This window comes from Streptomyces sp. NPDC006655 (assembly GCF_040703965.1).
GTDB lineage: Bacteria > Actinomycetota > Actinomycetes > Streptomycetales > Streptomycetaceae > Streptomyces.
Map to the genome: position 1 here is coordinate 1 of NZ_JBEYJU010000180.1, position 8,356 is coordinate 8,356.

The window sequence follows — 8,356 nt, forward strand, 5'->3', positions numbered from 1 at the left end:
CCGTCGAGGTGGGCGAGGGCCTCGGCCCGCTCACGGCCGGGCAGCACGCCCAGGGCGGCTGGGACTCCCCCCCGTCGCTCAGCCGCCCGGAGGCCGGCCCACCCCTCGCCCCCGCTCGTCACCCGTATCCACTAACGTGCCGTTCCTGTTCAACGGGAACGGCACGTGGCATGTGGAGGGTCGGGGGATGAAGATCGACTGGGATCGGCGGCACTGTGCGCGCAAGGGGCATGTGACCTACGCACCCGACGACCCGCGGCTGCGGGTGCGGCTGCACGCCCAGACCGCGATCGGGGACGTGTGGCGCTGTCTGCGCTGCGGGGACTTCGTCCTCGGCGAGCCGCACGGCTCGGGGCCGGCCGCCGACGCCCCGCTGGTGCCGCGCGGGAAGGTGCTGCGGGACCTGTTCATCCTGCGCTTCCTGGCCATCGAGCGGGCCGTGCGCGGAGTGTTCATCGTGCTGGTCGCGGTGGCGGTGTGGAAGTTCTCCAACAGCCAGGACGCCGTGCGCCGGCTGTTCAACGAGTACCTGGACACCTTCCGGCCGGTCTTCCGGCACTTCCACTACGACCTCGACCACTCACCGGTCGTCGGCTCCATCCAGAAGGCCTTCGGTTACCGGCATTCCACCCTGCTGCTGGTCGCGGGACTGCTGCTGGCGTACGCGCTGATCGAACTCGTCGAGGCGGTCGGCCTCTGGTACGCCAAGCGCTGGGCCGAATACCTGACCGTGGTCGCCACCGCCGCGTTCCTGCCGCTGGAGATCTGGGAACTCACCGAGAAGGTCAGTTACCTGAAGATCGCCACGCTGGTGCTGAACATCCTCGCCGTGCTCTACATCGCCCTCGCGAAACGGCTGTTCGGGCTGCGCGGCGGGCGCCGGGCCTTCGACGAGGAACGGCACAGCGCCTCGCTGCTGGAGGTCGAGGAGTCCGCAGGGCTCCAGCCGACCTTGCCTTGACGTCGACGTCAACGCCTACGGTCGTACGCATGCGAATCGGCGAGCTGGCCGCACGGGCCGGGACCACCACGCGCACCCTGCGGTACTACGAGGCGCGCGGGCTGCTGCCCGCGCGGCGCTCCGGGAACGGTCACCGGACGTACGACGAGAGCGACCTGTTGCTGCTCCGGCAGATCCGGACGCTGCGGGACTTCGGGTTCGAGCTGGAGGAGACCCGGCCGTTCGTGGAGTGTCTGCGGGCCGGGCACCCGGAGGGCGACACGTGCCCCGCCTCGCTCGCGGTCTACCGGCGCAAGCTCGCGGAGCTGGACTCGCTGATCGGCGAGTTGCAGGCCGTGCGCGCGACGGTGGGGGCGCAGCTGGAGCGGGCCGAGCGGGCCCGGGACGAGCTGGCCGCCGACGCGGGGGCTCCGGGTGGTCCGGAACCCGTGTGCGAGCTGGGAGGGGTCTTTCCATGATCAGAGCGGCGGGTGTGGCCGAGGTGACGGACGCGGACTTCGCGGCGGAGGTGATCGGGTCCGAGGTGCCGGTGCTGGTGGAGTTCACCGCCGACTGGTGCCCGCCGTGCCGGCAGATGGGACCGGTGCTCACGGCGCTGGCGGCGGAGGAGGGCGAGCGGCTGAAGGTGGTCCAGCTGGACGTGGACACCAATCCGGAGACGACCAACGCCTACCGGGTGCTGTCGATGCCGACCTTCATGGTGTTCCGGAGCGGTGAGCCGGTGCGCTCGATGGTGGGCGCGCGGCCGAAGCGGCGGCTGGTCGAGGAGCTGAACGACGCACTGGGCTGAACCGCTCCGTCATACGAAGAATCCCCCGGGCAATTGCGCTCGGGGGATTTCTTTGCGTATATTCAAGAGTTCGCGACTTCGTATCGGCGGCTAAGTCGATCGGAACGCGAAGAGAACGTTAAGAAGTTCAGTGGGCACAGTATATCCGGGCGGGAGCGGAATTGTCAAACACCGACTTTCCAGATGATGAATTGCGGCACGAGCAGGAATTCATCGACGGACTGTACGAACGGGTGGACGCGCTGCGCGGTGACACCGAGGGCTCGGTCGCGGACGCCCTCGCCCTCGGCGACAAGCCGATGCAGGCCCGCCTGGAGCGGGACATCCTGGTCGCCGAACGCTCCGGACTGCTCGCCGCGCTGAACGCCGTCGACGGCTCCCTCTGCTTCGGCCGGATCGACCTGACCTCCGGCACCAGGCACCACATCGGCCGGATCGGGCTGCGCCTGGACGACGCCGAGCGCACCCCGGTCCTCGTCGACTGGCGGGCCGAGGTCGCCCGCCCCTTCTACCTGGCCACCGGCCACACCCCGATGGGCCTGCGCCGCCGCCGGCACATCGGCACCGACGGCCGCCGGGTCACCTCCCTGCACGACGAGATCCTCGACCTCGGCGACCGCGAGCGCACCGGGCACGAGGACCCGTCCGGCGACGCCGTGCTGCTCGCCGCCCTCACCTCGGCCCGCACCGGCCGGATGAACGACATCGTGCAGACCATCCAGGCCGAACAGGACGAGATCATCCGGGCACCCCACCGGGGAGTGCTGGTGGTCGAGGGCGGCCCGGGAACCGGAAAGACCGCGGTCGCGCTGCACCGGGCCGCCTACCTCCTCTACGAACACCGGGAGCTGCTCGCCAAGCGGGCGGTGCTGATCGTCGGCCCGAACCCCGCCTTCCTCGGCTACATCGGCGAGGTGCTGCCCTCGCTCGGCGAGACCGGTGTGCTGCTCGCGACGGTCGGTGAGCTGTTCCCCGGCGTGAAGGCGACGGTCGCGGACTCCCCGGCGGCCGCCGCGGTGAAGGGGCGCGCGGAGATGGCCGACGTGCTGGCCGCCGTCGTACGCGACCGGCAGGCGCTGCCCGATCCGGTCATCACCGTCGAGCACGACCGCGAGGTGCTGATGCTCGACGACGGCCTGGTCAACGTGGCCCGCGAGCGCACCCGGGCCGCCCGGCTCCCGCACAACGTGGCCCGGGAGTACTTCGAGGGCCACATCCTCAACACCCTCACCGAGCTGTACGCGGAACGGGTCGGCACCGACCCCTTCGACGGCAGCAGTCTCCTGGACGCCTCCGACATCACCCAGATCCGCGACGAACTCGCCGAGAACCCCGAGGTCTGGGCCGCCGTCGACCGGCTGTGGCCGCTGCTGACCCCGCGGCGCCTGGTCGCCGACTTCCTCGCCGAACCGGAGCGGTACCTCGGCCCCGAGGACGCGGCCGCGATCCGCCGCCCGGTCACCCGGGCCTGGACCGTCTCGGACGTCCCCCTCCTGGACGAGGCGGCCGAACTGCTGGGCGTCGACGAACGCGCCGCCCGCGCCCGCGCCGAACGCGAACGCGAGACGCAGATCGCCTACGCGCAGGGTGTCCTCGACGTCTCCTACGCCTCCCGCACCTACGAGTTCGACGACAAGGAGGACGACGACCCCGACGCCTCGGAGGTCCTCTCCGCGCACGACATCATCGACGCCGAGCGGTTCGCCGAACGTCAGGAGGAGGAGGACTTCCGCAGCGCGGCCGAGCGGGCGGCGGCCGACCGCACCTGGGCCTTCGGGCACATCATCGTCGACGAGGCCCAGGAGCTGTCCCCGATGGCCTGGCGGCTGCTCATGCGGCGCAGCCCGACCCGCTCCATGACCCTGGTCGGCGACCCGGCCCAGACCGCGGAGGCGGCGGGCGTCGGCTCCTGGTCGCAGATCCTCGAACCGTACGTGGCGGACCGCTGGGAGCACACCCGGCTCGGGGTCAACTACCGCACCCCGTCCGAGATCATGGACCTCGCCGCGGCCGTGGTCCGCGCCGAGCACCCGGACTTCGAACCACCGAGCTCGGTCCGGTCGACGGGCGTACGGCCCTGGATCCGCCGGGCCGACGGCGACCTGTCCGAGGCCGTGGCCAAGGCGGTCGCCGAACTCACCCCGGCCGAGGGCCGGCTGGCCGTCGTCGCCCCGCGTGACCTGCACCGCGCGCTGGCCGTCCGGCTGGACGGCGTCACGGCGGGCGCCGAGCCGGATCTGACCCGCACGGTCGTCCTGCTCGACCCCCGCCAGGCCAAGGGCCTCGAGTTCGACTCGGTCCTGGTGGTGGAGCCGGGCCGCTACGGCACGAGCGACCTCTACGTCGCCCTGACCCGGGCCACCCAGCGGCTGGGCGTGCTGTACACCCAGGAGCTGCCGGAGGCACTGTCCACCGCGGTCACCGCGCCGTAGCGGGGCTCGCACCGGGACTCCCGCCGGGCGACGGCGGCGGGTAGCCGGGGTGCAGCGCGGCGGACATGGGCGCGGGCGACGCGCACAGCGCGGTCGGGAAGGCCGGTTCCCCGCGCTGCACCGCCGCGCAGCCCCCGGCCGCGGTCTCGAAGAACGTCGACCCGGTCACTGTCCGAGCTAGGCCGGCCGCAGCCACACCGTGGACAGCGGGGGCAGGGTCAGGCGGATGCTGGTGGGGCGGCCGTGGGACGGGTGGGGCTCCGGTTTCACCGGGTCCGGGTTGGTGACACCGCTGCCGCCGTAGGGGGCCGCGTCCGTGTTGAGGGTCTCGTGCCAGGCGGGGATCTCGTCCGGGACGCCGAGGCGGTAGTCGTGGCGGACCACCGGGGAGAAGTGGCAGACCGCGAGCAGCGGGGTGCCGTCCGCGTCGTACCTGAGGAACGCGAGGACGTTGTCCTCGGCCGCGTCGCCCGCTATCCACCGGAAACCGGCGGGGGAGGTGTCCCGCTGCCACAGTGCCGGGGTGGCCCGGTACACCGCGTTGAGGTCACGGACCAGGTCCCGCACGCCCCGGTGGTCGGCCTCCGCGCCGTATGCCGGGTCCAGCAGCCACCAGTCCGGGCCGCGCACCTCCGACCACTCCGCGCCCTGCGCGAACTCCTGCCCCATGAAGAGCAGTTGCTTGCCCGGGTGGGCCCACATGAAGCCCAGGTAGGCGCGTTCGCTCGCGCGCTGCTGCCACCAGTCGCCCGGCATCTTCGAGACCAGCGACCGCTTGCCGTGCACCACCTCGTCGTGGGATATGGGCAGCACGTAGTTCTCGCTGTACGCGTAGACCATCGAGAAGGTCATCTCGTGGTGGTGGTACCTGCGGTGCACCGGCTCGTGCGTCATGTACTCCAGCGAGTCGTGCATCCAGCCCATGTTCCACTTCAGGCCGAAGCCGAGACCGCCGCCGTCCGTGGCGCGGGTGACCCCCTCCCAGGCCGTCGACTCCTCGGCGATGGTGACGACGCCCGGGACCCGGCGGTAGACGGTGGCGTTCATCTCCTGGAGGAACGCCACCGCGTCCAGGTTCTCCCGGCCGCCGTGCTCGTTCGGCGTCCACTGGCCCGGCTCGCGCGAGTAGTCGAGGTAGAGCATCGACGCGACCGCGTCCACCCGCAGCCCGTCGATGTGGAACTCCTCGCACCAGTAGACGGCGTTCGCCACCAGGAAGTTGCGCACCTCGCGGCGGCCGAAGTCGAACTCCAGGGTGCCCCAGTCGGGGTGCGCGGCCCGCAGCGGATCGGAGTGCTCGTACAGCGGGCGGCCGTCGAACTGGGCCAGTGCCCACTCGTCCCGCGGGAAGTGCGCCGGCACCCAGTCCATCAGGACGCCGATGCCCGCCCGGTGCAGCGCGTCGACCAGGTACTTGAAGTCGTCGGGGGTGCCGAGGCGGGCCGTCGGCGCGTAGAAGCCGGTGACCTGGTAGCCCCAGGAGCCGCCGAAGGGATGCTCGGCGACCGGCATCAGCTCGACGTGCGTGAAGCCCAGCTCGGCCACGTAGGCGGGCAGCTGCTCCGCGAGGTCGCGGTAGGTCAGGCCGGGGCGCCAGGACGGCAGGTGCACCTCGTAGACGGAGAAGGGGGCCTCGTGGACGGGGGTGTCGGCGCGGTGCGCCATCCACTGCCCGTCCGTCCACTCGTGGTGGGAGGCGTGCACGATCGACGAGGTGGCCGGCGGCGCCTCCGTGCGGCGGGCCATGGGATCGGCCCGCAGGGTGCGCGAACCGTCCGGGCGGGCGATGTCGAACTTGTACAGCTCGCCCTCGCCGATCCCGGGCACGAACAGCTCCCAGACCCCGGAGGAGCCGAGCGAGCGCATCGGGAACCCGGCGCCGTCCCAGAAGTTGAAGCCGCCGGCCACCCGCACCCCCCGGGCGTTCGGCGCCCACACCGCGAACCGGGTGCCCGCCACGCCCTGGTGGACCGTCGGATGCGCGCCGAGCGCCTCCCACAGCCGCTCGTGCCGGCCCTCCCCGATCAGATGCAGGTCCAGATCACCGAGCGTGGGCAGGAAACGGTACGCGTCCTCGGTCTCCAGGACCGTGCCGTCGTACTCCACCAGCAGCCGGTACACCGGTACGTCGGACAGGGGGAGCAGGGCCGAGAAGAAGCCGTCGCCGTCGTCGTGCAGCTCGGCCCGCAGATCCCGGCCGGCGACGACCGTCACCGCACGGGCGAACGGCCGGAACGCGCGCACGGCCGTCCCGCCGCCCGGCACCGGGTGCGCGCCCAGCACGGAGTGCGGGTCGTGGTGCGTGCCGAGCAGCAGCCGATCGCGGTCGTCGGGGGCTACGGGTGCGGGCTTCTTGGAGGTCACGGACGGGTCTCCCGGGATCAGGTCAGGTCGGAGGTGGCGAGGCGGCGGACGGCCGACAGGGGCACGGGAAGCCAGTCGGGGCGGTGCCTGGCCTCGTAGACGACCTCGTAGACGGCCTTGTCCGTCTCGTAGGCCCGCAGCAGGACGGGGTCGGTGCGCGGGTCGGCGCCGGTGATCTCGGCGTAGCCGGAGCAGTAGGCGGCTCGGCACGCGGCCGCCCAGCCGGGGACCGGCGGGGTCACCGAGTGGGCCGCGTAGTCGAAGGAGCGCAGCATCCCGGCCACGTCCCGCACCGGCGGCTGCGGCATCCGGCGTTCGGCCAGCGGACGGGCCGGCTCTCCCTCGAAGTCGATCAGCGACCATTCCCCGGACGGCGCGCGCAGGCACTGCCCCAGGTGCAGATCGCCGTGCACCCGCTGGGCCGTCCAGGTACGGCCCTCGGCCGCCAGCTCCGCCAGCGCCGTGTAGGCGGACCGCAGCCCGTCCTCGTACGGCCGCAGCGCCGGGACCGCCTGCGCGGCCGCCGCGAGGCGCTCCAGCATGCCGCCGACCAGCGGCTCCAGCTGGCTGTGGCCGAGGGTGACGGTGGGCAGCGCGTGCGCCAGCGCCGTGTGCACCTCGGCGGTGGCCCGACCCAGCGCCCGTGCCTCGGCGGTGAAGTCCTCGGCCTTGGCCAGCTCGCGCAGCGCCAGCTCCCAGCCGTCGGTCGCGCCGTGCACGAAGGGTTGCAGGACGGCCAGGACGTACGGTTCACCGCCCAGCTCCGCCCGCAGCCAGGCGGTCGGGGCGGGCACCCGGGCGCAGCCCTCGCGGGCCAGCGCCAGGGGTATCTCCAGATCGGGGTTGACGCCGGGCACCACCCGGCGCAAGAGCTTCAGGATGAACGTATCTCCGTAGACCACCGACGAGTTGGACTGCTCGGCGGTCAGGAGGCGGGCCACCAGCCCGTCGCGTATCTCCTGGCCGGGGTCCCGTTCGAAGCGCAGGCCACCGATGCGGGCCCGAGAACGCAGCGCCTCCAGGAGGACCTCGGCGGGCCGGGGGTCGTACAGGGCGTCGTACACCGTGTGCCCGGCCAGCGGACCGTCGGGCACATGGCCGATCAGCGCGGGCGCCAGATGGGGCGGCAGCGCCTCGCGCACCCCTATGAGGAGCTGGTAGCAGTCGCCGGCCTCGGCGGGCACCGGCGGCTGCTCGGCGCGGACCAGCAGATGGTACAGACCCACCCTGCCGTCGGGCGGCAGCAGTTCGGTCTCGGCCACCGGGGAGAATCCGGCGACCGGGCGCCCCTTGCCGGCGAACCAGCGCTGCCGGGGCAGCCACTCGCGCAGCAGGGGGTCGAGCGAGGCGAGGAGAGCGGATGTGGAGGGGGTGACCGTTTCCGCCATGCGGCACGTCCTTTCCCCGGGTCGTCGGGGGCTTTACTGCTGCGTGCCCCGGGCGGGCCGGAGGAAACCGACCCGCCCGGGCTCTCGTCTATTGAGCCGTGTCGGTGCGCAGGCGGAACCAGTAGAAGCCGTGCCCGGCCAGGGTCAGCAGGTACGGCAGCTCGCCGATCGCCGGGAACCGCACCCCGCCGAACAGCTCCACCGGGTGCCGCCCGTTGAACCGGCGCAGGTCCAGTTCCGTCGGCTGGGCGAACCTGGAGAAGTTGTGCACACACAGGACCAGGTCGTCCTCGTACTCCCGCAGGAACGCGATCACCGCCGGGTTCGACGACTGGAGTTCGGTGTAGGACCCCAGTCCGAAGGCAGGATTCTGCTTGCGGATCTCGATCATCCGCCGGGTCCAGTGCAGCAGGGAGGACGG

At 72.2% G+C, this 8,356-nt stretch carries 7 protein-coding genes; 4 read left to right on the forward strand and 3 right to left on the reverse strand.

Annotated features, from left to right (window positions below; genetic code table 11):
* Nucleotides 1-187: 187 nt before the first annotated feature.
* From AB0958_RS43480 to AB0958_RS43495, 4 genes are all read left to right on the forward strand, one after another.
* On the forward strand, nucleotides 188-961 hold the full coding sequence (locus AB0958_RS43480) for a DUF2127 domain-containing protein (RefSeq protein WP_366896016.1): 774 nt from the start codon (nucleotides 188-190) through the stop codon (nucleotides 959-961).
* A gap of 29 nt (nucleotides 962-990) precedes the next feature.
* Complete coding sequence (locus tag AB0958_RS43485) at nucleotides 991-1,419, forward strand: MerR family transcriptional regulator (protein ID WP_366896017.1); 429 nt, start codon at nucleotides 991-993, stop codon at nucleotides 1,417-1,419.
* Nucleotides 1,416-1,751 carry a thioredoxin domain-containing protein gene (locus AB0958_RS43490; protein ID WP_366896018.1) on the forward strand — a complete coding sequence of 112 codons (336 nt, stop codon included), beginning with the start codon at nucleotides 1,416-1,418 and terminating at the stop codon, nucleotides 1,749-1,751. Before AB0958_RS43485 ends, AB0958_RS43490 begins: the two co-directional genes overlap by 4 nt.
* A gap of 191 nt (nucleotides 1,752-1,942) precedes the next feature.
* Nucleotides 1,943-4,183 (forward strand): UvrD-helicase domain-containing protein, encoded by a 2,241-nt coding sequence (locus AB0958_RS43495; RefSeq protein ID WP_366896019.1) that lies wholly within the window; start codon nucleotides 1,943-1,945, stop codon nucleotides 4,181-4,183.
* Nucleotides 4,184-4,360: 177 nt separating this feature from the next.
* Here the strand turns inward: AB0958_RS43495 and glgB are convergent, their stop codons facing one another.
* From glgB to AB0958_RS43510, 3 genes are all read right to left on the reverse strand, one after another.
* Nucleotides 4,361-6,547 (reverse strand): 1,4-alpha-glucan branching enzyme, encoded by a 2,187-nt coding sequence (gene glgB / locus AB0958_RS43500; RefSeq protein WP_366896020.1) that lies wholly within the window; start codon nucleotides 6,545-6,547, stop codon nucleotides 4,361-4,363.
* 17 nt (nucleotides 6,548-6,564) lie between these two features.
* Complete coding sequence (locus AB0958_RS43505) at nucleotides 6,565-7,935, reverse strand: maltokinase (RefSeq protein ID WP_366896021.1); 1,371 nt, start codon at nucleotides 7,933-7,935, stop codon at nucleotides 6,565-6,567.
* 88 nt (nucleotides 7,936-8,023) lie between these two features.
* Nucleotides 8,024-8,356, reverse strand: a 333-nt coding sequence (locus AB0958_RS43510) for an alpha-glucosidase C-terminal domain-containing protein (protein ID WP_366896022.1), incomplete at its 5' end; no start/stop codon positions are given.